The 24,963-nt window shown below is 35.5% G+C and carries 27 protein-coding genes; 11 read left to right on the forward strand and 16 right to left on the reverse strand.

The genetic code is table 11. From position 1 onward, the window contains the following. Positions 1 to 4 precede the first annotated feature (4 nt). On the forward strand, positions 5 to 1,177 hold the full coding sequence (locus ACEPXG_RS14255) for a M20 metallopeptidase family protein (protein ID WP_391203725.1): 1,173 nt from the start codon (positions 5 to 7) through the stop codon (positions 1,175 to 1,177). 33 nt (positions 1,178 to 1,210) lie between these two features. On the opposite strand, the gene ACEPXG_RS14260 is transcribed toward ACEPXG_RS14255, so the two are convergent. Together ACEPXG_RS14260 and ACEPXG_RS14265 are read right to left on the reverse strand one after the other, a co-directional pair. Continuing rightward, positions 1,211 to 2,407, reverse strand: a complete 1,197-nt coding sequence (locus tag ACEPXG_RS14260) for an ABC transporter permease (protein WP_391203727.1) — start codon at positions 2,405 to 2,407, stop codon at positions 1,211 to 1,213. Next, entirely contained in the window at positions 2,391 to 3,140 is a 750-nt protein-coding gene (locus tag ACEPXG_RS14265; RefSeq protein ID WP_391203729.1) for an ABC transporter ATP-binding protein, read from the reverse strand. The genes ACEPXG_RS14260 and ACEPXG_RS14265 overlap by 17 nt, the downstream gene beginning before the upstream one ends. 120 nt (positions 3,141 to 3,260) lie before the next feature. Here ACEPXG_RS14265 and ACEPXG_RS14270 point away from each other — a divergent pair, with 120 nt between their 5' ends. From ACEPXG_RS14270 to ACEPXG_RS14295, 6 genes are all read left to right on the forward strand, one after another. Further along, positions 3,261 to 3,686: an HIT family protein gene (locus tag ACEPXG_RS14270; RefSeq protein WP_391203731.1), complete on the forward strand. Its 426-nt coding sequence runs from the start codon at positions 3,261 to 3,263 to the stop codon at positions 3,684 to 3,686. Positions 3,687 to 3,797: 111 nt separating this feature from the next. Then, positions 3,798 to 4,322, forward strand: a complete 525-nt coding sequence (locus ACEPXG_RS14275) for a tryptophan transporter (protein WP_391203733.1) — start codon at positions 3,798 to 3,800, stop codon at positions 4,320 to 4,322. A gap of 103 nt (positions 4,323 to 4,425) precedes the next feature. Continuing rightward, a complete protein-coding gene (locus ACEPXG_RS14280; RefSeq protein WP_391203735.1) occupies positions 4,426 to 4,782 on the forward strand; it encodes a YtxH domain-containing protein in 357 nt (118 codons plus the stop codon). A 143-nt stretch (positions 4,783 to 4,925) separates the two neighbouring features. After that, positions 4,926 to 5,474: an HTH-type transcriptional regulator Hpr gene (locus ACEPXG_RS14285; protein WP_391209932.1), complete on the forward strand. Its 549-nt coding sequence runs from the start codon at positions 4,926 to 4,928 to the stop codon at positions 5,472 to 5,474. 110 nt (positions 5,475 to 5,584) lie between these two features. Beyond that, entirely contained in the window at positions 5,585 to 6,130 is a 546-nt protein-coding gene (locus tag ACEPXG_RS14290) for a DUF3267 domain-containing protein (RefSeq protein WP_151701003.1), read from the forward strand. Between the two features lie 69 nt (positions 6,131 to 6,199). Next, positions 6,200 to 6,385 carry a hypothetical protein gene (locus ACEPXG_RS14295; protein ID WP_391203739.1) on the forward strand — a complete coding sequence of 62 codons (186 nt, stop codon included), beginning with the start codon at positions 6,200 to 6,202 and terminating at the stop codon, positions 6,383 to 6,385. Between the two features lie 179 nt (positions 6,386 to 6,564). Here the strand turns inward: ACEPXG_RS14295 and ACEPXG_RS14300 are convergent, their stop codons facing one another. Beyond that, positions 6,565 to 6,672 carry a YjcZ family sporulation protein gene (locus tag ACEPXG_RS14300; protein WP_151701005.1) on the reverse strand — a complete coding sequence of 36 codons (108 nt, stop codon included), beginning with the start codon at positions 6,670 to 6,672 and terminating at the stop codon, positions 6,565 to 6,567. Positions 6,673 to 6,809: 137 nt separating this feature from the next. Here ACEPXG_RS14300 and ACEPXG_RS14305 point away from each other — a divergent pair, with 137 nt between their 5' ends. Together ACEPXG_RS14305 and ACEPXG_RS14310 are read left to right on the forward strand one after the other, a co-directional pair. Next, positions 6,810 to 7,739, forward strand: coding sequence for a peptidylprolyl isomerase (locus ACEPXG_RS14305; RefSeq protein ID WP_391203742.1), 930 nt, complete (start codon positions 6,810 to 6,812; stop codon positions 7,737 to 7,739). Positions 7,740 to 7,929: 190 nt separating this feature from the next. Continuing rightward, positions 7,930 to 9,095 (forward strand): IS3 family transposase gene (locus ACEPXG_RS14310; protein ID WP_391202224.1). Its coding sequence is split into 2 segments (ribosomal slippage): positions 7,930 to 8,206 and positions 8,206 to 9,095, totalling 1,167 coding nucleotides; the frame shifts between segments, so codons are not numbered across the junction. Between the two features lie 58 nt (positions 9,096 to 9,153). Here ACEPXG_RS14310 and yhaM read toward each other — a convergent pair. The 5 genes from yhaM to ACEPXG_RS14335 all read right to left on the reverse strand — a co-directional run bounded on the left by yhaM (position 9,154) and on the right by ACEPXG_RS14335 (position 14,864). Next, positions 9,154 to 10,092: a 3'-5' exoribonuclease YhaM gene (gene yhaM / locus ACEPXG_RS14315; RefSeq protein WP_391203745.1), complete on the reverse strand. Its 939-nt coding sequence runs from the start codon at positions 10,090 to 10,092 to the stop codon at positions 9,154 to 9,156. Between the two features lie 22 nt (positions 10,093 to 10,114). Then, positions 10,115 to 12,790, reverse strand: a complete 2,676-nt coding sequence (locus ACEPXG_RS14320; protein ID WP_391203748.1) for an ATP-binding protein — start codon at positions 12,788 to 12,790, stop codon at positions 10,115 to 10,117. Between the two features lie 3 nt (positions 12,791 to 12,793). Continuing rightward, positions 12,794 to 14,002 (reverse strand): metallophosphoesterase family protein, encoded by a 1,209-nt coding sequence (locus tag ACEPXG_RS14325; RefSeq protein WP_391203751.1) that lies wholly within the window; start codon positions 14,000 to 14,002, stop codon positions 12,794 to 12,796. 348 nt (positions 14,003 to 14,350) lie between these two features. Then, positions 14,351 to 14,662, reverse strand: coding sequence for a hypothetical protein (locus ACEPXG_RS14330; RefSeq protein ID WP_391203754.1), 312 nt, complete (start codon positions 14,660 to 14,662; stop codon positions 14,351 to 14,353). Next, positions 14,655 to 14,864, reverse strand: a complete 210-nt coding sequence (locus ACEPXG_RS14335) for a helix-turn-helix transcriptional regulator (protein WP_391203756.1) — start codon at positions 14,862 to 14,864, stop codon at positions 14,655 to 14,657. The genes ACEPXG_RS14330 and ACEPXG_RS14335 overlap by 8 nt, the downstream gene beginning before the upstream one ends. Before the next feature lie 139 nt (positions 14,865 to 15,003). On the opposite strand from ACEPXG_RS14335, the gene ACEPXG_RS14340 reads away from it, so the two are divergent. Beyond that, positions 15,004 to 15,189, forward strand: a complete 186-nt coding sequence (locus ACEPXG_RS14340) for a YhzD family protein (RefSeq protein WP_391203759.1) — start codon at positions 15,004 to 15,006, stop codon at positions 15,187 to 15,189. A 269-nt stretch (positions 15,190 to 15,458) separates the two neighbouring features. Here ACEPXG_RS14340 and ACEPXG_RS14345 read toward each other — a convergent pair whose 3' ends face one another. The 5 genes from ACEPXG_RS14345 to ACEPXG_RS14365 all read right to left on the reverse strand — a co-directional run bounded on the left by ACEPXG_RS14345 (position 15,459) and on the right by ACEPXG_RS14365 (position 18,646). After that, the gene (locus ACEPXG_RS14345; protein WP_391203762.1) at positions 15,459 to 15,632 is read right to left on the reverse strand and encodes an anti sigma factor C-terminal domain-containing protein; all 174 of its coding nucleotides are present in this window, start codon (positions 15,630 to 15,632) and stop codon (positions 15,459 to 15,461) included. Positions 15,633 to 15,786: 154 nt separating this feature from the next. Next, on the reverse strand, positions 15,787 to 16,566 hold the full coding sequence (locus ACEPXG_RS14350) for an enoyl-CoA hydratase (RefSeq protein ID WP_391203765.1): 780 nt from the start codon (positions 16,564 to 16,566) through the stop codon (positions 15,787 to 15,789). A 118-nt stretch (positions 16,567 to 16,684) separates the two neighbouring features. Further along, complete coding sequence (locus ACEPXG_RS14355) at positions 16,685 to 17,029, reverse strand: YlbF family regulator (protein WP_391117208.1); 345 nt, start codon at positions 17,027 to 17,029, stop codon at positions 16,685 to 16,687. Positions 17,030 to 17,047: 18 nt separating this feature from the next. After that, a complete protein-coding gene (locus ACEPXG_RS14360) occupies positions 17,048 to 18,190 on the reverse strand; it encodes a DUF445 domain-containing protein (protein WP_391203768.1) in 1,143 nt (380 codons plus the stop codon). A 66-nt stretch (positions 18,191 to 18,256) separates the two neighbouring features. Continuing rightward, entirely contained in the window at positions 18,257 to 18,646 is a 390-nt protein-coding gene (locus tag ACEPXG_RS14365) for a ferritin-like domain-containing protein (protein ID WP_391117212.1), read from the reverse strand. A 72-nt stretch (positions 18,647 to 18,718) separates the two neighbouring features. Here ACEPXG_RS14365 and ACEPXG_RS14370 point away from each other — a divergent pair, with 72 nt between their 5' ends. Then, complete coding sequence (locus ACEPXG_RS14370) at positions 18,719 to 18,922, forward strand: YheE family protein (protein ID WP_391203771.1); 204 nt, start codon at positions 18,719 to 18,721, stop codon at positions 18,920 to 18,922. Between the two features lie 235 nt (positions 18,923 to 19,157). Here the strand turns inward: ACEPXG_RS14370 and ACEPXG_RS14375 are convergent, their stop codons facing one another. The 3 genes from ACEPXG_RS14375 to ACEPXG_RS14385 form a co-directional block, all read right to left on the reverse strand. Beyond that, positions 19,158 to 20,405, reverse strand: a complete 1,248-nt coding sequence (locus tag ACEPXG_RS14375) for an MFS transporter (protein ID WP_391203774.1) — start codon at positions 20,403 to 20,405, stop codon at positions 19,158 to 19,160. Positions 20,406 to 21,208: 803 nt separating this feature from the next. After that, complete coding sequence (locus ACEPXG_RS14380) at positions 21,209 to 22,948, reverse strand: ABC transporter ATP-binding protein (protein ID WP_391203777.1); 1,740 nt, start codon at positions 22,946 to 22,948, stop codon at positions 21,209 to 21,211. Continuing rightward, on the reverse strand, positions 22,945 to 24,687 hold the full coding sequence (locus ACEPXG_RS14385; RefSeq protein ID WP_391203780.1) for an ABC transporter ATP-binding protein: 1,743 nt from the start codon (positions 24,685 to 24,687) through the stop codon (positions 22,945 to 22,947). The genes ACEPXG_RS14380 and ACEPXG_RS14385 overlap by 4 nt, the downstream gene beginning before the upstream one ends. Positions 24,688 to 24,963 lie beyond the last annotated feature (276 nt).

Genomic DNA, 24,963 nt, shown 5'->3' on the forward strand with positions numbered 1-24,963 from the left:
ACATATGACATTAGCTTTCATAGAAAAACTGGAGAATTCTTTTAAGGATATGGTTGCAATTCGTCGTTATTTACATATGCACCCAGAAGTTTCGTTTCAAGAAACAAAAACGGCGAAGTATATTCAAGACTTTTATACAGATTTAGCGATTCCTTTTCAAGCAAACGTTGGCGGAAATGGTGTGGTTGCAAGAATTAAAGGATCTTTACCTGGTAAAACAGTGGCGCTTCGTGCAGACTTTGATGCACTACCAATCCAAGATGAAAAAGATGTAGAATATAAATCTACAGTAGCTGGTGTCATGCATGCATGTGGACATGATGGGCATACCGCAGCACTTCTTATTCTTGCACGCACGATAAATGAATTAAAAGAGCAGCTAACAGGAGAATATGTTTTTATCCATCAACATGCGGAAGAATATGCACCTGGTGGAGCTAAACCAATGATTGATGCGGGGTGTTTAGAAGGTGTGGACGTTATTTTCGGTACTCATTTATGGTCATTAACTCCTCTTGGCACAATTGAATATAAATCCGGTGCTATCATGGCTGCGGCTGATCGATTTGAAATAGTCATTCAAGGTAGAGGTGGACACGGAGCTAATCCTCATCAATCAAAAGATGCAATCGTAATCGCTTCTCAGTTAGTTGTAAACTTGCAACAATTAGTTTCAAGAAGAGTCAATCCAACCGAAGCCGCAGTTCTTTCTGTTGGATCATTTGTAGCCGAAAATGCTTTTAATATCATTGCAGATTCTGCAAAACTTTCAGGAACGGTACGAACTTTTAATCCAGAAATTCGTAATTTAATGGAACATGAACTAGAACGAGTAATTAAAGGTACTTGTATGACAGCTGATTGTACCTATGCATTCACTTATGACAGAGGGTATCCACCAGTTATCAACCATCAAACGGAAACAGATTTTCTAGAGATAGTTGCAAAAGAAGTCCCAGGTGTAGAGAAAGTAGAAGAATCGATTCTTCATATGATTGGAGAAGATTTTGGCTACTACATGGAGAAAATTCCGGGAACATTTTTCTTCACAGGTGCAATGCCAGAAGGAGAAGTTTACCCACATCACAGTCCAAAGTTTGACTTTGATGAACGTGCAATGCTTATTGCTGCGAAAACATTAGGTACCGCGGCTATGAAATACCAAACACAAAAATAAGAAAAAGGCTGTCAAACGCTGACAGCCTTTTTCTTATTTTTTACTCATGCGAAGTGTAAGTTCGGATACTACATATACCGCTACTGGTACAAGCATCTTGAGAAGTGTATATTCCCCTTGAATCAGTATTCCTAGTAAAACAAATAGTGCTTGTACAAATTGAATGATGCGAAGCAATTTATTTACAGCTAGCTTTCTAGCATCCGGGTCGATCGGAAATAACAAATCCATTCGGAATTCATGACCGGAGAGAAGCGCATGTTTCAACTGGATAACCGTCGCAAATGAAAGAGCACTTGTAAAAATAATCGCTACGACAGGAAATGGAATGAAGATTGCCCCTAGAGTAGATAAAAAAGTTAGTCTAACCCATAAATAAAAATAATCATCTGTTCGTATAAACGTACGCAGTATTAAATAAAATTGAGCATTCTTTTGCGCATATGGTGCAAACGCATAAAAAGCATCTAGCCATTTTCTTCTTTTCTTCTTGCCTCTTATATGTGGAACATCTGTGAAGTAATTAGCAAATCGATAAAATCGCATCATACGCGACTGTTCTACTTCTATAAAATGATCGAAGGGAAAAGGCATATCTTTCTTTTTCTTTTGCCAAACAATAAGGTAAACCAATCCTATAATCGCAATCCCTATTGCTATAGTATAATAACCACTCATTAGGAAGTACAACGCTGCCATTAATAAAAGAAAACGTACGAAACGGTCCATCCATACATATTTCCCATTCGCTGCCCAACGATAGTTAAATTCAACAAATATGTTCCAAACTTTCAACACTAGCACAACTAAAAAGAGAATAAATATCTCCTTTTTTGACATGCTGCCGATTTTAGTTAGTAGTGGAATAGAAACAACAAAAACTGCTAACGAAACAAAGACACTAGAAAAGTATGTCCACCTTAAAGCAAGCTTAAAATACTCGTTCAGCTTTATTTCTAATGGTAGAAAATAGACTCCATCTGCATGTTTCATTAACGTTACAGGAGGACTAATCATTAAAAATAAACTTAATAAGAAGGCAACAAGTAAGAAAGCCGGAAAATCAGATGGCGCTGTTTTAAGCCATTCACTATATGCATATCCACCTGCTCCTATAGCGAATACAAGCACAATCGCAATATGACCAGAAATAATATACTTTAAGTATTTCTGCAACTCATTTATATAAAAAACGAAACGTATATTCCATACTTCACGCAAGTTTTTCATCTTGTTGTTCCTTTGTCATTTCAATATATAAATCATCCAAAGTTGCATGTGGCATATGAAATACAGCCCGCAAATCATCCATCGTTCCTTGTGCCCTAATTTTTCCGTTGTGTAAAAGTAGAATTCGATCACAAAACTTTTCTGCAGTAGATAGAATATGAGTCGACATCAGTATAGATGCCCCTTCTTCTTTTCTCGTTTTCATTTGGTCGAGTAGTGACTGAATACCAAGTGGATCTAAACCAACAAATGGCTCATCGATAATATATAAGGAAGGATTAACTAAAAAAGCACACATTATCATTACTTTTTGTCGCATACCTTTTGAAAAATGGGCTGGAAACCAGTTCAATCTCTTTTCCATTCGAAACTCTTTTAAAAGAGATTCTTTTCGTGCTTCAAAAACAGACGAATCTAAGTTGTATGCCATTGCTGTAAGTTGTAGATGCTCCATCAACGTTAGTTCATCATATAAAACAGGAGTTTCTGGAATATATGAAAAAGAAGAACGATAGATTGCAGGGTCTTCTTTCATTGTTTTTCCATTTAAACGAATTTCTCCTTGTGTTGCGTTCATCGTTCCAATAATATGCTTGATTGTAGTACTCTTACCTGCGCCATTCAATCCAATTAACCCAACTAATTCTCCTTTACCTATCGAAAAAGTTAGATCATGCAATACTGGTTTTCTCGTATAGCCACCTGTTACATTATTTACTTCTAATACTGTCATTTCTGCACCTCATCTCTTCTTAATAGTTTACCAAATCTAGTAGGAAAAATCTTCTTTCAATAAACAAACATGTCCTATTATATGTTAAACTTTTCGTAACAATGAATAGGAGGTTTTCACATGAGTGAATGTATTTTCTGTAAAATAATTGATGGTTCCATTCCAAGTGCAAAAATTTATGAGGATGAGCATGTATATGCTTTTATGGATATCATGCCCCTCACAAAAGGACATGCGCTCGTTATTCCAAAAAATCATAAAGAAAATGTATATGATTTATCAGAAGAGGAAGCAAGTAATTTATTTAAAGTTGTTCCTAAAATTGCATCGGCATTAAAAGAAGCATATGGACCTGTTGGAATGAACCTTTTAAATAATAATGGAGCTCCTGCTGGACAAAGCGTTTTCCATTTTCATTTACACTTCATTCCTCGATACGATCAAACAGATGGCTTCCGTGCAACTTGGAATACAAAAGAGAAAATGTTCACACCTGAAACTATTCAAGCGCTAGCAAAAGATTTGTTTGAAAAGTTAAATAATTAGTGGTTGCTTTTATATAAAAAAAGACATACAATCATAGATAAGTTTCTTGCTAACGATCAAGAGGATACGTTAGAGGAATCTCACAAAAAAATAGCTGAGGAGAGATGAGAATTGAATACAAAAAATTTAGTTTTAATGTCACTACTGATCGGTGTCGGTGCAGTACTTTATATTGTAATCCCAGGATTTAATGGTGGGATGAAACCAGACTTTATGTTAACAATGATGTTTATCGGAATATTATTATTTCCTAATGTGAAAAGTGTATTTTTACTTGGGATTTCTACAGGTGTTATATCTGGCTTGTTTTCTACATTCCCTGGAGGATTTGTTCCAAATATCATTGATAAATTTGTCACTGCATTTGTTTTCTTCGGATTGGTAGTGTTACTTCACACAGTTGCAAATAAATTAGCAGTAGCTATTATTCTAACATGTGTGGGTACATTGGTTTCTGGCACAGTTTTCTTATCAAGTGCGATTTTCTTAATTGGCGCAGATATACCTTTTGTCGGCCTTTTAGTTGCAGTAGTTCTTCCAGCCATCGCTATTAATGCAGTAGCATTCTTCATCATCTATCCAATTATCGGAAAGATAATAAAAAGAACGAAATTTGAAACAGCTATTACTGTTTAAAATACTTGCTTTCCTTTTCGAAGGAAAGCTTTTTTTGTCTAGAAAATTATGTTTTAATTAGGACAAGGAAAGGAATAATACATTTAAACAAGGGGTGAATAAAATGAAAGCAACACATTTCTTATTTGGAATTGCAACAGGGGCACTAGTAGGGGCGACTACGGTACTTCTTTCCACTCCACAATCCGGTGGCGAACTTCGATCATCTATAAAGTCTACTTCCCTTGATGTGAAGGACAAGTTATCCGATGTTAAATCACACTTACAAAGTCTTAAAAGCTCCATTAGTCTATTAAGTAAGGAATCAAAAGAAGTAGTTCCTGCTACTATCGATGATTTGAAAATAAGTATTGCTCAATGGAAAAGTGAAACCGCTCCGATTCAACAACAACTGCAATCGGAAATCAATTCTATTCAGCAAGCACTAGAAGAATTAGAAAAAACATTACCTAAACCATAAGAAAAAAGAGGTATGCACTTAGTCGATCTTGATTAATGCATTACCTCTTTTTTTATTAAGTAATGAATAACATTTTTTATTCTGTTTCAACTTACTTACTTTCTTGCTATAATATTCGAAAGAAAATAATGCGGAAAGAAGGGATAAACATGTCAGAACGATCCTATACGATGAAAGAAGCCATGCTGTATAGTCAGCGTATTGCGCAGCTTTCAAAAGCGCTATGGAAAGCAGTAGAAAAGGATTGGCAAGTATGGATAAAACCTTATGACTTGAATATTAATGAACATCATATTTTATGGATATCTTATCATTTAGAGGGTGCAACCATTTCTGAAATTGCAAAGTTCGGAGTTATGCATGTTTCTACTGCATTTAATTTTTCAAAAAAACTAGAGGACCGTGGGTTGCTTTCTTTTTCTAAAAGAGAATCTGATAAACGCAACACTTACGTAAATGTAACTGCTAAAGGAAAACTACTGTTGGAAGATATGTATGAAAACTATCATGACACACCTCATTCAGTGATTGAGGGTTCTGTTCCAATGAAGGAGCTATACGGTAAATTTCCAGAATTTTTAGACGTGATGGCAGTCATTCGAAATATTTATGGTGACGACTTTATGGAAATATTTGAACGTTCCATTAAAAATATTGATGAAACATTTGCGAAAAACGAGGATTCTCAGTGAATTGAAAGCACTCTCTCATTTTTTAATATTTTATGTATTGCTTTTTCCTTGCAAACATCGTATTGTATGTATCTGATAGATACCCAACAACGTATAGGAGATGCTTACACTTGCACTGCTGGAAAACAATTAATGTAAAAAAACAATACGGTTTGGACCGATTATTTCTTTTGTCCTCTCTTCTTGTAATTATCGTTTTTTCATTCGTATATGCTCTATTAGGAATTATCAATAATACAACTAAATCAGACGATTATTTTTGGATATTTGTTTTATCATTTTTATGTATTTATCCACTTCATAAATTAATACACTTTATCCCACTTTTTCGATACAGAGATAAAGTAAGATTTATAACGGAGAAAAGATATGGTATTTTGCCTATCTTCCAATTGCGTGTAATTGAACCAATTAATAAAAATAGATTTGTTTTTTCATTATTGGCTCCATTTATTTTTATCAATATAGCCCTTGTTACCGCAGCAATATTAGCACCTATATTTGCTCATTACTTTACAATCTTGTTAGCTTATCATTGTGGAATTTGTTTAATAGACTTAATCTATGTGAAAAATTTAAGTAAGTCACCAAAACAGGCACTTATTGAAGAAACAGATGCGGGTTATGAAATATTAATCGCTCCAACTCATCCTTAACAATATATACTACTTGTAAACTATATTACTTCTTTGATATGCTTACTAGTATATGAAGGGAGTCTAGACATGATTATATTTACGATGATTCTATTCTCAGCATTTTATTTGCTACAAATTAATCGAATGACATATGCATTAGTAATGTCAAAAGAAATTCCAGAAGAAAAACATCCTAAGATTTTTCGTACAATTAACATATTAATTACGATTCTTCTTGTTAGTTTCTATGTGGAATTATTTTATACAGTATAAGAAAAGCAGAAGTCGCTCGGAGTTTTGGAAACCTATGATGTAGAAAAATTTATATTCTATTTGCCTAAGAGAAAAAATTGACCCAAGTCATGTAGATGATGATGGGTCATTTCTTTTGGTTCATATCTGGAGGAAAAGAGGAACCAAGATCGTGTGCACGATCTTAGTCCGTCCCTTCGTTAGTAGATAAATGCTGCTCCTACTATGACTAGTAAAATAAATAGTACTACCAACAATGCAAAACCGTTAGCTCCGTAACCGCCGCCGCCGCCATATGCTCCACCCATTTAAAACACCTCCTTTTCAATGTATCCTATGCGTTATTTTAAAAACTCGGTAGGCATATGAATGGGAACCATTTTTATTTTTATTTCGTTTATGTTATAGTAACTACTGCAGCACGAAGAAGTTAGGAGAGAATTTCATGAAAAAAACAGTATTAACATTCACACTTGCAGCATCGGTTCTTGCTTTAGGAGCATGTAGTAATTCTGCAAATAGCAGTGACATAATTGCTACCTCTAAAGTTGGAGACATCACGCAAAATGACTTATATCAAGAAATGAAATCATCGATTGGTGATCAAGCATTTCAACTTCTAATGATTGAAAAGGTACTTGACTCGAAGTATAAAGTGTCCAAAGAAGAAGTGGATGCAGAATTAAAAGCTGATAAAGAGAAATTAGGCGACAACTTCGAAGCTATGATTGCACAACAAGGCTATACAGAAGAATCTTACAAAAAATATTTAAAACTTAACTTATTGCAAGAAAAAGCTTTAACTGAAGATATTAAAGTATCAGATGATGAAGTGAAAGCTGCATATGATAAGATTAAAACTGAAATTAATGCCCGTCACGTTTTAGTAAAAGATGAAGCAACAGCTAAAAAAGTGAAAGCTGAGCTTGAATCAGGTAAAGACTTTGCAGAAGTTGCAAAGAAATATTCGACGGAAGAAGCAGCTCAATCAACTGGTGGGGAATTAGGTTGGTTTGCTAAAGGACAAATGGTTCCAGAATTCGAAGATGTAGCATTTAAGTTAAAGAAAAACGTATTTAGTGATCCAGTAAAAACTGAATATGGTTATCATATTATTGAAGTAACTGATACACGCACGATTAAAGAATCATTTGAAGATAAAAAAGCTGAACTTGAGAAAAAATTGAAACTTGAAAAAGCGGATAAATCAACGCTATTACCAAAAGTAGCAAAAATGATGAAAGACGCTGATATCAAGATTAAAGATGAAGACTTAAAAACAGCACTTGACAGCATTTTAAAATCTGCGGATACTCCAAAAGAAACAAATGCTGACACTACTAAAGATGCTGGTACAACGGATAGCTCAAAATAATTCGTACTCACAGCTTTGCTCTAGAGTGTAGATGTTGCAACACTTTTTAAATCGTTAAATCTATTATATTCTTAAAGAAAAAAAGCGTAGGGGTCATATGCCCTGGACTAACCTAAAATAATGAGACAATATAAAACACCTTCGATAGTGGTACACTTAAAACAAGTACTTAAATCGGAGGTGTTTTTGCATGGGCAAAAACGTGTATTCAAGTGAAATTAAATGGGCAGTCGTGAAAGATAAAATGAGCGGTCATCTTACGACGAAAGAAATTATGGAGAAATACGGAATTAAGAATAAATCTCAAATTGAGACATGGATGAGATGGTATAGAGCGAATGAAATTCATCGTTTCGATCAACCGATCGGGAAGCAATATTCATTTGGGCATGGACCTGAATTTAAGAGTGAAGAAGAGAAGAAAGATACACAAATGAACCATTTGAAAATGGAGAATGAGATTCTAAAAAAGTATATGGAAATGGTAAAGGAGTTGAAAAACAGCTAGTTCTTCAAATCGTGGAAAAGTATCGAAAAAAATATACAGTAACGGCAATTCTGTCAGCCCTTCAGGTGCCTCGATCCACCTTTTATCGTTGGTTAGCAGAAGGTGTAGAATACGTTCGAACCAAAGCAGAAGAAGCAATCATCGAACTATGCAAGAAAACGAAATACCGCAATGGTCATCGTAAAATTAAGGCGTTATTGAAAAGAGAATATGGAATTGAATTAGACCGCAATACGGTCCAGAAAACCATGCAGAAGTATAATCTTCAATGCAAAGTGAAGCAAAAACGAAAATGGAAATCACAAGGAGAGTCAGTAGTAATTGCCCCAAATTTATTGAATCGTAACTTTACAGCTAGTAAACCGAATGAAAAATGGGTAACAGATATTACGTATATTCAATATGGTAGCGTCACTTTATATCTTTCGACGATCATGGATTTATATAATAATGAAATTGTCGCTTATAAGCTCTACAATCATCAACAGACACCGTTGGTAATAGATACGCTTAAAGAGGCATTGATAGCTCGTGGAAATCCGCAGGAAGTCATTGTACATTCTGATCAAGGGAGTGTTTACACATCATATGCGTATCAGGATTGCTTGAAGGAGAATCATCTAGTGAGTAGCATGTCCAGACGCGGCAACTGTTGGGATAACGCTGTTATCGAATCCTATCATTCTAGTTTAAAAACAGAAGAATTTTATTTAACTAAGTTTAATTCATTGAGCAATATTTGCGTTATACAACGAATTGACGAATATCTTCATCATTACAATGAAGAACGTATCCAAGAAAAATTAGGCTACCTAACACCAAAAGAATTTGGCATTGCGGCAGCCTAAAATAGGTGTTTTATATGTGTCTCATATCGCTAGGTCAGTTCACCCTTACGCTTTTTTATTATTCAAAAGTTGGTTTATAAAATGAGCGGTTTTCTAAGGCAAATAAGCGCTCCGAAAACTCACCAGGATTTGTTTTGTCTAATGCACGATTTAGCATATTCATTTTTGCATCGATATTATCGATATAATGCAACATTTCCGCTTCTCGAACCATTGGACGTTTCGGGCTTCCCCACTCTTCTTTTCCATGATGACTAAGCACCATATGTTGAAGAAGCATTACCTCTTCCCCTTCAATTTGGAGTTCTTCTGCTGCCTTCGAAATTTCATTTACCATTATGGTAATATGGCCAAGTAAGTTACCTTCGATTGTATACGTTGTAGCTACGGGGCCGGAAAGCTCTAATACCTTCCCTATATCATGCAAAATAATCCCTGCATATAATAGATCCTTATTGAGTGTTGGGTAAAGATCACTTATTGCTTTACCGAGCTTCAACATGGATACAACATGATCGATTAATCCAGAGGCATAATCATGGTGATTTTTCGTTGCAGCTGGAAAGGTCATAAATGCCGTTTGATGTTTTTTTAATAAATGACGAGTAATTCGTTGGATTAATGGATTTTTCATTTCAAAGAAATACTGCATTAACTCTTCCATCAATTCTTCTTTCGGTTTCTCTGCAGAAGGAACAAGATCATTTATTGTAATCGATTCTTCCAACTTGACCGGTCGAATACTTTTTACTCGAAGTTGAAATTTCCCCCGATAGTCTTGAATTTCTCCACCAACTCGAACGATTTGACTTGCAGCGAATAACTTTTCGTGTTCATCATTTGTATCCCACAGTTTCGCTTCAATATCGCCACTTTTATCTTGTAAGACAAGAGACATAAATGGTTTCCCGACCGTAGTAACCCCTTTTGTTGATTGTTTAATCAGTAAGAATTGATCGACTGGATCTCCTACTCGCAGTTGTGTAATACCTTTCATTTCACATCTCCTCCGCTTCCGGCTAATATGTCGCTACTTGTAAAATATGCGCATCTTCCCATACATATTGCATATTGTCATGACATGAAAAATAAAGTAGTTGCTCTTCTTTTTGTAGCTCCTGCATTAATTGTACCACTTGTTGTAAGCGGAAACGATCGAAATGTACAAATGGATCATCCATAATAATTGGAAAAGAAGCTTTATTTTTTAATGATTGTGCAAGTGCAATTCGAAGAGAAATATAAGCTTGTTCTTTTGTAGCTTGACTTAGTTCAGCAATCTTAAAACGCTGCCCACTTGCTTTAATTGCTTCGAAAATTCCTTCTGGTGTTAATACTAGCCGTTCATATGCAGCACCAGTCAGCATTCTAAAATGGGCTTGTGCTTTTTCAAGTACTTCCGGAAGGCGTTCTTCTTTTAATTGCACCATCATTTGTTTTATCGCTTCTACGACTGTTTTGTAGGCAGCCCATTTTTTTACGTATTCATGCAGTTCTGCTTTCTTCTGTTCCATCTTCTGTAGAATCTCACTTTGCTGATCTTCTACTAACAGTTTACTTGTTTGATATTGTAAAGATGCTTTTTCTTCCATTAATTCATTTCGACTATTTTGGATTGCGTGTAGCTGTTCTTTGCTTTCGTTTTCAAATGCTTCGTCAAAATCATCCAATGCTATTTCTTTATTTCCTAGTTGGATTTGAATCTGGTGGAATTCTTTTTCTAAAGAAAGTCTTTGTTCAAAAAAATGGAAAGCAGCGTAAAAATCACTTTCTGATTCTACTTTTGCTTCTTGGAAAAGTTCTTGAATATTTCGAGCATATGCTTGAAGCAAGGAAATATTTTCTTTTTGTTTAAACGTAATCTCCTTTATTTTCTTGCTTATTGACTCATTCTCATCTAGTTTTTTCTTTTCGCTCAAGAAATATTCTCGTAGCTGGTGGAAAAGCATATCTTCTATCAATGGAATATTGACCATATTTATTGCCTGCCCAAAAAGTTCTTTCATTTTTTTTCTTACTTCGTATAAATTTATATCCATTTGATCTAACTGTATTTGTTGCTCTTGAATCATACGTAGTCGGCTAAATAACTCTTTTAACAAATTCGGAGAGACCTGGTTATTTAAATGATAGCTACTTAAAAAGGATTGCATATCCCGTTCGATTTGTTTCTTTTCCAATTCTAATGCAGTTATCGTATTCTCCAACTGACTAATTTGAGTTACTAACGCTTGTTCTTCCTTTGCCAATAAGCTTTCGTATGTTTTAATATCATTTGATTGATGGGAGGGCCTTACAACAAAAGAAAACCCGGCAAAAACAAGCACACTTACAATTAAAAAAGTTAGCCCGATTAACAAATTAGATTGTAGAAAACTTAAAATCAGCCCTAAAAGAAAAATGATACTACTAAAAACAAAAGGAATTTTACCAGTAGACGATGACTTCGTATGTTTCATCTCTTTTAAACGTCCTTGGTGCAAGCGAAGATCTTCTGACTTCAGTTGATTTAATCGATTTTCTTGAAGTAATTCACTTTCTAGTTGTTCTCGTTTTTTTAATAATGTCACTAATTTTTCTTCTTGGTGAATGGATATGTCTGCTTTTAGAATGTCGTTTAGATTCTTTTCCCAGTCGATACCAACAAGTGCTAATTGTTGCATTTGGTTTTGCAACGTTTTCGTTTGTTCCTCTTCTATTTGTACTCTTTTTGCTTTCAATTGATGCCATTCTGTTTCATATGCTAAGAAGGTTTGTAAAGAATTTAATTGATCTGCTGTTAATAGTGCATTACTATTTGTTAATTGCTCTAGATTGTCACTTAATTGTTCTGTTGCAGCTTTCACATTCATTTCTTTATCTTTTATACTTTCAAATCGTCGAATTCCATCGGTAGGAAAGGTTTGATGTTGGACTTTATCTAAAGCAGCTAAAAGACTTATTTGCTTTTCTTTGATCGGTTTTAATTGCTTCCATTGCATAAATCGGTGAATTTCGGCCGTAATATTTTTTTCTTGTTTGTTTGTCTGATCTAAGAGTAATTCAATTTCTTTCAATCGTTTAGTGGAAGGTTCATATTTGTCCACTTCTGCTAAACGGGACTTCCATTCTTCCTCCATCGCCCTAAGTTCCTCTATTTTTTGATTGATGATTGGTTTTTTCCCACTTGGCTTAAATAACTCGCCCATTTCTTTTACAAATTGAGTCTCCACGCTAGACAATGTATCCATTCCGGTTGTTCCAGAAGAAAGTAAAGTACGCGTGAGCTCTTCCTCGGTCATTTTTTCAAAACCTTGCAATTGTAGCAAGGAGAAAGAAAAAATTGCTTCGAAATCTACACGATTATAGGAATGTAGTAGGCCATCTAACTCTCTTTCTCCTCCACGAGTTCCATCTTCAAAATATAAAGTCACGTCCCCACTTGCTTTCCCTTTCACACGCTCAATTACAACGCGTCCTATCTTTTCATCTATTAGTTGAACTTTACCACCATACGCTGCTCCACTCTTAGGCTCATATCTTAATAATTGAGCATTTTTTTGCGGAAAACCAAAAAGGATATGCAAAATAAATTGCTGAATAGTAGATTTTCCAGCTTCATTTTCACCATAAAAGACATTCATGCCTGATTTTAGATCTATTTGGACGTTTTCATGTTTTCCAAAGCCGTATATATGGAGTTTTTCTATTTTCATCGTTTATTCCCTCCTTTGCGTTACAACCTTGGTCAGTAACTGGTCCACTTCCTGTATCGTTTCTTCGATAAATTCTTTTTCGATTGTATCCAGGTACCTACTCCCTTTTGGATGCTGATATAGTTCCTTTAAAGCATCCTTCCAATTGGAGGTGCTCCACTCTTCTATCATCTGCATAATCATTTCCGCTTCTTTTATTGTTTCCTTTGGCAAGTCAAATTTTAGCTGTTGAACGATGGCAAAATGATTTTCTGCACTGAGACTCTCTTGAATAATCGAAAGCCACTCTTCCTTCGTCGACGCTTGTAAAAGTTCTTCTGCATCTTTTCCTATATTCGTGAGTGTCAATTCTATTATTGCGTTGCCATTAGATTCTCTGTACATTATCAGGGATTCTTCTATTCGAGTAATTAATTCATTTGCATGGATTATTCCATCACAGGACACTTCGATTTTATCGTAGATAAAAGCGGAAGAAGGTATAAATTGTAGATCTGCATGTCCTTTTGTTAAAGAAACTTCGTAAAATCCTTTCAGCCCACTTTCATTTCTATGCCTACTTTGTGTATTACCCGGATAAACAATGGGAGGTTCATCGTGTAAAATTTGTCGTTTATGAATATGTCCTAGTGCCCAATAATCATATTGTTTTGATATCAAATCATTTTTACGAAATGGGGCATATACATCATGTTCGTCATTTCCTTCAACACTTCCGTGCAACATGCCAATGTGAATATCTTGTCCATTAGCTATCGGATAAAATGCGTGCATTGCTTCACGAATATGCCGCTCCTTATAGCTGAATCCAGTTATATGGACTGTATTTCCTTTGACGTTAAGTCTCTTTGTTTCCACTTCTTCTTGAAATACTTGCACATTATTAGGAAGCTGAAATCTCACCCAATTTCCACTTAAGTGATCATGGTTGCCGTAACAAATAAAAACAGGAATTCCCTCTGTCTGTAAAGCTTCCATCCCTTTTTGAAATAAATGCTGCGCGCGTAAGCTCCTATTCTCTCCATCGTAAATATCACCGACAATCAAGATAAAATCAGGTTTGCTTTCAATGGCATAGTCTATTACATTTGTAAAAGCTTGGAATGTACTTTCCCGTATATCCTTCCACCTATTTTGCGGAATAGCGGAAATCCCTTTAAATGGACTGTCTAAATGCAAATCTGCAATATGTAGAAAACGAATTTTTGTCATTCCATACACCTCTCATAAAAAACGAATATTTGTTCTTATTTTATCATAAAGAAAAGACTGTAGACAAATGAATGTACACAATCTTTTTAGAGGGTTAGTAATATTTATAATTTTGCATTGAAACTAAGCTTTATTTAAATAATCTTTGTTCTAATTTTATTTGCCTAACCGTTAATATTAATCCAGTAAATCCTGCTTTAAAAGAAGGCGGAATACTAATTGTTGGATTTTTCTAATTGCCTGTAGCCAACGAAATAATCAAAAATTTTATGGGAATTCCAATTAGTTAAATTATGGGAATTATTAACTCCCATTTTGTATTATTTTTCACATCATATCAACCCTAAATTAGTTATCTTGATTAGCAATAATTGCCCCTATTGAGTAAGAAATCATATGAATAAGCCAAATCCCCGTCATTATAAAGAATGATAATCCTGGTCCTTCCATAACAATGATAATCATCCAAGCGATTAAAATAGCAAATGTAGTGTACCTCCAGGAAATCGATCGTGCTTTTTCATTGATCTTAGTATAGCGCTCATCAAACCAACGTTTTTTCTTACCAATTCTTCGATTTATCGAGAAGACAATAATCATGATGATAATAGCCAAAGGTAACCCAATTAAAAATGAAAACAGATCAAATTCTTCATACATTCTTTTTATCCTCCTCAAATATAAATAATTCTTCAATCGAACATCGGAACAGTCTTGAAAGTTTAAAAGCCAGTGTGATTGATGGATTATACTTTCCTTTTTCTAATGAAATAATAGTTTGTCTAGATACATCTAACTTCTCTGATAGTTCGTCTTGTGTCATCCCAAATCCTATTCTCTTCTCTCGGACAAAATTCTTCATGCAGTATCATTCCTTTTTGTAAAGCTAACTTTACGTAAAGTATACTTTACTTTTTATTTTATTGTCAAGCCCGCTTTACATTTTCTTTTGTCTTTTTTGATGTATAATATTTATAAGAATAATAAAGGGGTGTTAATTCTTGAAAACATATAAATTCACTGCATTTGAACCAACTGGGAAGCTGATTGTGGAAGAGACTTGGTCATTTGAAAATGATGACGAAGCGAAGAAAAAAGGCGAAGCGGCTATCGAAGAAAAAGGTTTGCTCGAATCAACTCATCGTTTAGTAAACAGTTCAGGAAAGCTAGTGTTATTTCACGTTTAAATTTGTAAAGAGGCTAAAACCACATTGGTTTTAGCCTCTTTTTAGATTGTTTTTTAGGAAGAAGTAATTTTAGTTGGAACTTTGAAGTGTTTAGTTGGAAAATTGGTTGGTTTAGTTGGAATTTTGGAGCATTTAGTTGGAATAATCGCATGTTTAGTTGGAATAGGATATTTTATCCATAAAAAACGACCATTTTCTATGAATGGCCATTACATACTATCAACTTCTCCCCAAAACTCGCCTCAGTCAAGCTGACGCCTTGTGCTGTTTTAATCATTCCAGTTCCAATAAGTGATTTCTCCCAATTGAACACTACGAACTTCTTTTAGCTCTTTTAATTTTAATAACTCTTTTACTGGCCCAGTAACGACTGCTCCGTACGCTTGGAATCCTTCTTCATTTAAATAGTCGTATCTTTCTTGTAGATGACTTGTATCTAGCAATACTTCCGTTAGTTTTCATCCATATATGCATTGCGTGCCACTTTAAACAAACTGCTATTTGCTTGCCCACCTTCATATAAATCCAACTCACCTCCGATTTACCCAATCTACATTAAAAAGGGGAGATCAACGACTATTGATCTCCCCCAATTTTTTACTCTCCTCTAAACTCAGACTTACGCTTTTCAACGAAGGCATTAATTCCTTCTAAATGATCTGCTGTTTGACGCATTGCTGTTTGTTTAACCGCTTCTTTTTCCAACATCCATTCTAATTCTTTTATTTGACTAGCATGCAAAATTTCTTTTGTAGCAATCATTGCAGCAAGAGGAGATTCTAATAATCTTTGTGCGTAAGACCGAGCTGTTGCCCAGCCTAATCCATCCGATGCAATTACATCCACTAATCCTATTGCTTTTGCTTCTACCCCTTTAAATATTTCCCCTTCCCATATTAGCTGTTTTGCTTTTGGGATACCTATTCTTTCCTTCAAGAAGAAATGACCGCCTCCGTCAGGGACAAGCCCAATTCCAATAAAATTCATTGCAAGCTTGCTATTTTCTTCTGCGATAACTATATCGCATCCAAGGACGATGCTAAGTCCCAGTCCTGCCGCTGCTCCGTGAACAGAAGCAATCGTAATTTGAGGTAGCGAATATAATGTCTTCGCAATTCGACCTAGTTCTACCATGACATCTTCCATATGAAATGGACTCTCTGTATCTATCATTGCTTTAATATCTCCACCAGCAGAAAATGCGCGCCCCTCTCCTTTTAACAGAAGGACTTGAATGGAATTGTCATTCTTAATAGACTCCAAACAATCCGCAAGTTCTTTCATCATCACTTCGTTCATTGAATTCATTGCATCTGGACGATTTAATGTTAGTGTTGCCACACGTTCTTCTTTTTCTAGCAGTAAAGTTTTATACATATCTATTCCTCCTCTCCAAGTGAATCATCATTCATTCTTTAAGTATTCGCCATCCTCTATAATTTTCCTGCTAAATAAAAAAATCCCCCACAATCAAATGTGAGAGATCCTTCATTATTTAAATTCCTTCATATAGTTCTTGCACTGGTTTAATTAAAACACGATTTACTTCTTCAATTATTTGACTTAGAGCCATTTCAGCTTGAAGCATTTGTGAAATTTTCTCATTTCCTTGAGCAAGCTGAGCAGTTTTTTGTGCATATTCAATTTCTTCACCAGAAATTTCTTCGCCTTTCATCTGCTTTTCTTGAAGGGATAATTGAATTTTACGGAAGCTTTGGAATAATGCTAGTGCCTCTTCATCTGCTTTGACTGATTCAACAGCAGCTTTTACATGAGAAAATTCATTCGTTTGGCGTAGTGTTGCTTCTAACTTATTAATATCATCATAAATATTGATCATTTTTATTGACTCCTTTTTTTAGCCTGTAATAAAGACGATTAATCCTTGGATAACCCCAATAAGACCTCCAAGAACTCCACCTAGCACAGTAATCATTTTAAACTCTCGTTTCGAAATGCCAAGTACGATATCTTCTAAACGTGCTACTGGGAAAGAATCGACTTGTTCTTTTACCATATCTTCTAATTTCATTTTATGCAATACTTCTTCTAGCTTTGCTTCCGCTTCTAAAAATGCAAATGAAGTTAGTTTTGGAACTAATATTGTTTGTGTCCAATCAGTTACTTCCGGAAAATAATGAACTAGACTATGACTTAATCGATCTTCTATTGCCAACTGCTTAGTTAAATATGTCTTCACATTCTTAATAATCGGTTCAAAATCAAAACCGTCCATCATTTCCACAATTGGTCGATCTTTCAGTTTTTCCCATTCATTTCGAACAATATTTTCTAACATATTTTTAGTCCCTGGTGCTTTTAAAAACTTTGTAATTTCCGGCTGAACTTTTCCGGCAAGTGAGGATGATTCGCCGACAAACATTTGAATCATGCTTCCAAAGGTTCCTTTTGTAGATAGGAAATCATCAATCAAATTTTTTACGGTCATTTTTCCTTCTTCGGACTCGAAAAAGTCTTCCCCTTTTAGAAGAATATAAGAAACAATTTCTCCTACCTTACTATCCGCCTTCAGTTGCCAATCTGCTGGAGCTAGTTGACGGATGGATTCATGTTCAAAGCGGCTTTTTAATTGCACAAATTGAATATCCACTTGCTCATCAATCTTTTTATTTGCCATTGTTGCAATGTTTTCAATTCCACCAAGCTTTAACCAATCAGCAATTGTCTTGTCGGAAAGAAGAACTTTTTCATTCAATTGTCGAACGATTAATTTTGTCGCTTTATCTTGCATTTCTTCATTAAAATATTTTCGTTTAAATATGTCGGGAGTTAATAAGTGATTTATTACTGTATTTCCTAATTGCTTGGCAAGTTCATCACGTCTTTTTGGGATTAACCCTGGTGTGAAAGGAATCCGCCAAGATCCAATATATTTTGCTTCATGTGGTCTAAAAAGCATTTTTATTGCTAAATGATTGGTAACTGCCCCAATAGCTGCTCCGACTACCGCCATAAATACAATCGTCCATAAAAACCCCATCTAATTCACCTTTTTCCTCTAGCTTCTCACTCATTATAGCAGAGGAAGGACAAACACAAAAACATTTTACAACGCATTATACATCATCGAAAAGCGAATGGCATGCTCTGTTTCGTCATGCATTGCAACAAACAGTGGTGCATACGCTTGCTGAATCGGTATTTGGAGCAACATTTCTTTATACATTTCCGCAGTTTCTAACTCATCTCTAACTGCATCTTTGGCACATGCTTTTAAATCCATACAAGGCTCTCGTCTTTCTAGATTTTGAACAAACGTCCCCGTCAGCATATAATAGAGTTGTTGAAACATTTCATAATGGCTTTTTTCGTCCTCAATTACATGCTGAATAAACCCTTGCCAGTATGGGTCTTCTGTTAAATTGTACATATCTTTATAGTAATGATAATCAGCATATTCATTTTGAATCGCTTTCTCTAATTTCTCTACAAACAATTGGATGCTCCTTCACTAGTCATTTCTACTAATGTATGCGAGCAAATTATGACACATGAAAGGATGATTATTTTGTTACAACATTTTAGCTTTAAACCACTATTTGAAAATAAGCAATTACCTGGTTGGTCTCTTTCGTTCTTCTATAAACAAACTAGATACACTGGTGAATATGAAGCGGATGGCACGATTAAGTGGATTGGCCAAATACCGAATGATGAAGAAACTGTTAAAAAAATGATTCATGAATTGATGTTGTTTCATGTATATGACTAGCGAAACGCAAGCCTCCTTATAGTGCGTCTTGACTTCATCGTTACCAAAGTGCTTTGGACGAAACATTAGCTACACTATTAACGTTAGAGCAAAGGATCTTGTGGCAAATGTTTTTCCGTCGCCCTCTTGGATTTTGTAAAGACATGGTGCATTAGGTTTGGTTAAAGGGTGATTAGATGCTTTCCTACTGTTTTAAAAGCGGACGAAGATATAATTTCGTACGCTAAACACTACTTCATACAGTCCCTATTTTCTTTCTTCCAAATAAAATATAAAAATAAGTAGAAGCAATAATATATAAAATACCTGTTATTGTAAACGTATATGCATAGCCCCAGTAAAAACCATATGCCATCACTAGCCCGGTTGATACCGGTCCCATTGTTGCCCAACCTAAATTGAACACCATCTGGTTTACCGAATTAGCGAGTCCTTTATATTTATCATGTACAAGATCCATGGCAATGGCACTTTGAATCGGGTTCCCGGCATTCATTAATGCCTGTCGTAGTAAAAACCCGATGGAAGCTACAACTAGGGAAGTGGTATAACCAGTTAGAAATAAAAATGGAATAGACAGCAGCTGAAAAATCACAAGTGCCCGAACTTGGCCGACCTTTTTTACAAGTGCAGGTCCCATAAGCATGGCAACTGCCGTCATTGCAGAACCAAGCGATAATATTAATCCAACATAAGAATTGGATGCATCAAATCGATTCGAAAAATATAAATTTAAATAGGGAATGACTAAACCTGAACCTGTACCTATGAGCAAATTAGCAAATCCAAAGAGCACGATAATGGTAATATTACGTTTAAAGTTGCTAGGTAATTCCTTCTCTACTTTTTCTATTACTTTTTCTTCCACCTTTACGGTAGACGTTAATTTAAATAAAGGAAATAAACCAAATGCAAATATAATTGTGCCCAAGATCAAAACCCATTTAATAGAATCCAAAACAGACATAGCTGCATACATATGCAATGCATCCGCTATTATTCCTCCACCTAAACTCCCTACAACACTTGCAATCGTCATCAACGAAAAATGAATACTAAACAAGTGCATGCGTTCACTAGCATTCGAGTTTTCGGCAAGAAATGGAACGCCCGATACTTGAACAAGTGCCATAAAAAGACCTGTGAAAAAAGCAGCATATACAAGTGAATGTTCACTTACTTCAATACTTCTATAAAATAACGTGAAAACCGTCACTATTGTCCCAAGAATAATCATGCCTTTACGTCCAAATCGATCACTTAAAAACCCTGCAGGAATTAACATAATAGCGGTTGCAAGTGAAGTCATTGAGATTACACTCCCGTTCACCGTTTCTGGAAACCCTAGCTCTTTAATATACAAATTATACATAACTGAAAAAACGCCCATTCCAATTTGAATGAGAATATTTGCCAGCATGAATAAGCGGATGTTTTTATTGAATGAAGCTATTTTTGTTTTCCAATTTTGTAGCCATTGCATTATACAGTTCCTCTTTCACTCTTTTATTTCGATACTCTAAATATACGATGACCGCCAGAAAAACTCAAGACAATTAAGAAAAGCTCAAGCGTCCTTTAAGTGCATCTGGTCTTCACCGTTTCTAGAGTGCTTTGGACGAAACATTTGCTCCTGCAGTTACTCGTCGCAAATGCGATTTGCCGTTGCGCTAAATCTTACTTTATGTATTTTTTTTACAAAGGTAATATCCATAAAATGGCTGAACGAGACTAATCACGTGGTGAACGCGACAAACTCACTATCGAGTGCGACAAAAGCTATCGCGAACGAGACAAACCGCACGCTGAACGCGACCATTATCTCGTATCAAAGCTTTAACTTCGCATGAGGTGACATTTATTAATTGCAAACTATCAATATATTGCGCAAATGTCCAAGAATGTTGCGAGTACCGCGTCCTATATTGCGCATGTGCCTCCTGATTGAATTGGGCGGTTTTTGCCGTTATGCGACGTTACTGAATAGATAGCAAGGCTTTTTGGGATTGGAGCGAAAGGGCGGCGCCCCCGCGGAAAGCGTCTGCCTTGTAGCGGAAATCCTAGTGGAATCCAACTAATGCGCACTATACAAAAAAACTGTTCTATATTACGGGTAATAAAAAAAACGCTGTGTGCCCGAAATTGTACCTTCATCCAAGCCGAAACGAAAACAAACAAATTCTAACGAAGATTTTAATGCTTTCCTTACAAGTATTTGGTGTTAGAAAGTGGTTAATCAACAGACGTGATAATTTCATAAATAAAAAGGGAATACCCCTAAACGCATTACACGTTTTGAGGTACTCCTGCTTGTAATTTATACATTTGTTCATAACGTCCTTGTAGCTGTAACAATTCGTCATGAGTTCCACTCTCTACAATTTCCCCACGATCTAATACTAAAATACGATCTGCATTTTTAATAGTAGAAAGTCGATGTGCAATGATAAAAGTAGTTCTTCCTTTTTTCAATACATCCATGGCATGTTGAATGATTTCTTCTGTTTCCGTATCGATATTGGAAGTTGCTTCATCTAATATTAGAATGGCCGGATCAAATGCAAGGGCTCTTGCAAAAGAAACTAACTGTCTTTGACCAGAGGATAATGTGCTCCCTTTCTCAATAACAGGTTCATCCAGTCCTTTTTCAAGATTCTTAAGCACACGTTCGCCACCAACTGCTTCCAAAGCGGCTTCTACTTTCTCACGGGAAATTCTTGAATCGTTTAAGCTTACGTTTGATTCAATGGTTCCGGAGAATAAATACGGATCTTGTAATACAATTCCCATATGATCTCGAATGGTTTGCCTTGGTACTGTCGTAATATCAATGCCATCAATAAGAATCTTCCCTTTTGATGGGTCATAGAAACGGAATAACAAGTTCATAATCGAACTTTTACCTGACCCTGTATGACCAACAAGTGCCACCGTTTCCCCTTTATTCGCAACAAAGTTTAAATTTTTCAAGACATAATCTTTTTCTTTGTAAGCAAAAGAAACATTTTGAAACTCTACATTTCCTTCGTAACGATCCATCCGTTCATCTTTCACTGTCTCTCCTGATTCATCTAGTAAACCGAATACACGATTTCCTGCTACAAGAGATCTCTCCAGTTGCGAGAATTGGTTGACAATTCCTGTAATCGGATTAAACAATCGAGTCGTATAATCTACGAATGCATAAAGCATACCAGCTGAAACAATCGCATTCGGTTCCATTGACTGGCTCCCGAAATACCAGATAAACATGATAAACATAATGGAGCGAAGTACACTAACTAAGTTAAAAGCAGTAGCTGAATCTAATGTAAGTAATTTCTTCTGATACCGGTAATGTTCTTCGTTCATTTCTTCAAACTCAGATTCCATTTGCTTTTCTCGTTTAAATGCTTGAATAATCGACATCCCTTGAATCGATTCATTCAACATTGCATTTAAATCGGCAATTTTCGTACGAACTATATGATTATATTTGGAAGCATATTTGCGATATCCAATCATCCAAACATACACGATTGGAACAACGAATAGTGCCATTGCAGCCATTTTCGCATTTAATATGAAAAGTGCCACATACACTCCCGTAATTGAAATAATACTAGTCGCAAACTGTGATAATACTTGCACATATAAATTACGAATTGCTTCCGTATCATTTGTTACACGAGCGACTACTTTACCAGCTGGTAAGTTATCAAAATATTGTATCGGCAACGTTTGTATATGTTGAAATACATCATTTCGTAACTTCTGAACAACCCGGTTTGCGCCAACTTGTAGATTAATAAACATAAAATATCTAAAAACGGCCGTTACAATGGTTAAACCAAAGAACACACTTAATAAAATTAGGATGGGTTGTAGATCAATGGATCCATCTGTAATATGCTCATCGATAATTCTTTTTGCAATGAAAGGACCTGTTAAGTCTGCAAACACTGCAATTGTTAAAAAGATTAAACCAAGGATAATTGGTTTTTTATAAAATAACGCATAATGGTAGAGTCGTTTCCCTGTACTCATGACGACACCCCCTCAAGCTGTTGACGATCGTATTGCTCTTTATACCAACCATTTTGCACAAGAAGTTCCTCATGCGTACCTTCTTCCACAATCAATCCCTCATCTAAAACGATTATATGGTCCGCATGTTGAATTCCAGACAATCGATGCGTCGTAATAATTGTTGTCTTACCACTACGTTCATTTTGTATATTTTCAATAATCTTCGCTTCCGTTTTTGCATCTACTGCAGAAAGCGAATCATCTAACAGTAAAATTTCTGGATTTTTAATAAGTGCTCGAGCTATTGAAACACGTTGCTTTTGCCCACCAGATAAAGAGACGCCTTTTTCTCCAACTAATGTTTCTAAGCCCATTGGTAAGTTCATCAAGTCTTTTTGGAAATGAGCTAATCGAATTGCTTCTTCCAGATCTTCTTCCGTGGCATCCTCTTTACCAAAAAGAATATTTTGACGGATGGTTCTTGAGAATAAAACATGATCTTGAGGAACATAACCAATCCATTCTAAAACTTGATCTTTTGTTTGATCCGAAATTGCGATATCTCCAATCGTTAGTTGACCAGCTCCAATTGGATATTCCCTTAACAATTGCTTCATAAAAGTAGTTTTCCCAGATCCGGTTTTCCCAACAATCCCAAGCGTTTGACCTTTTTGAAGGTTCACTCGGAGATTTTGAAGATTTTTCACTTGCGATAAAGGATATTGGAATCCAACCTCTTCAAATCCAATTGATGTAACTTCATTCAAATGAATCGGACTGACAGGATCTTTCACATCTGCCTCATAATCTAGCGTTTCGTGCACCCGATCAAGCGATGCATTTCCACGTTGCATTACGTTGATTAATTCCCCAATAGCAAACATCGGCCAAATAGCCATCCCTAAGTAAACGTTAAATGTGATTAAGTTCCCAACAGTCATGTCTCCTATAGACACTAGATAAGAACCATAACCTAAAGCAACTACATAACTGATACCAGTTCCTACTTTTGTAATCGGACCAAATAGAGCATCAATTCGTTCCACAACCATATTTTTTTCATACACTTCTTCACTCATATCAGCAAATTTCTTTTCATCTGCTCGTTCTTGTACATATGCACGAATAACGCGAACGCCAGCAATGGATTCTAATACTCGGTCATTCAAATCACCAAATGCATCTTGTGAAACCATATATTTCTCGTGAATGATTTTCCCTAAATATTGCATGATAAATGCTAAAACTGGTATTGGTAAAATTGCGAAAATCGTTAACTTCCATGAAATAATAAAACCCATCGCAAGTATAAGCGCAGCCATATACATCGTTGAATCAATCAAGGTCATAATTCCAAAGCCAGCTGTTGTTGCAACCGCATTTAAATCGTTCGTTGCACGAGCCATTAAATCACCCGTACGATTTTTTTCATAAAAAGTTGGAGTCATACTTAAAAATTTTCTATTTAATTTGGAACGTAATATACGCTCAATTGTAATAGAGCCACCAAATAATTGGTATTGCCAAACAAAGTTCAATCCATAACCCACAATGATAATTCCTACAAAATACATGACATATTGCATTAACGATTCAGATGTCATTTTCCCCATCGTAATCGTGTCTATTGCTCCTCCAACAATCCACGGTGGTAACACTTCAAATGCACTTGCTACAATCAGTAAACTTACAGCGACAGTATATCGCTTCCAATGATCTTTAAAAAACCATTGCAATTTAAATAAAACAGAAAACATTCTCTAACCCCTCATTTCTTCTTTCTCTCTTAACGTGATTTGGCTATCCACCTTCTAGAGATTCCTTTAATAAAATTTGTCTTGTTCGCTGAATAATCATATCCAACACTCCTCCACTTCACATTAACACCAAATTTTGGAAGTAAGTAAACGCAAAAAAGCACATTACCCATATTCCGGTAATGTGCTTTAAAATAGACAAAGTCATTTCTAATAATGTCTATTCAACAATCATTTTACGTCAAATGGTAGGTATGAAGAAATTATTAAGTTGTT

Source organism: Psychrobacillus sp. L4, assembly GCF_042944905.1.
In the GTDB taxonomy this organism is placed as follows: domain Bacteria; phylum Bacillota; class Bacilli; order Bacillales_A; family Planococcaceae; genus Psychrobacillus.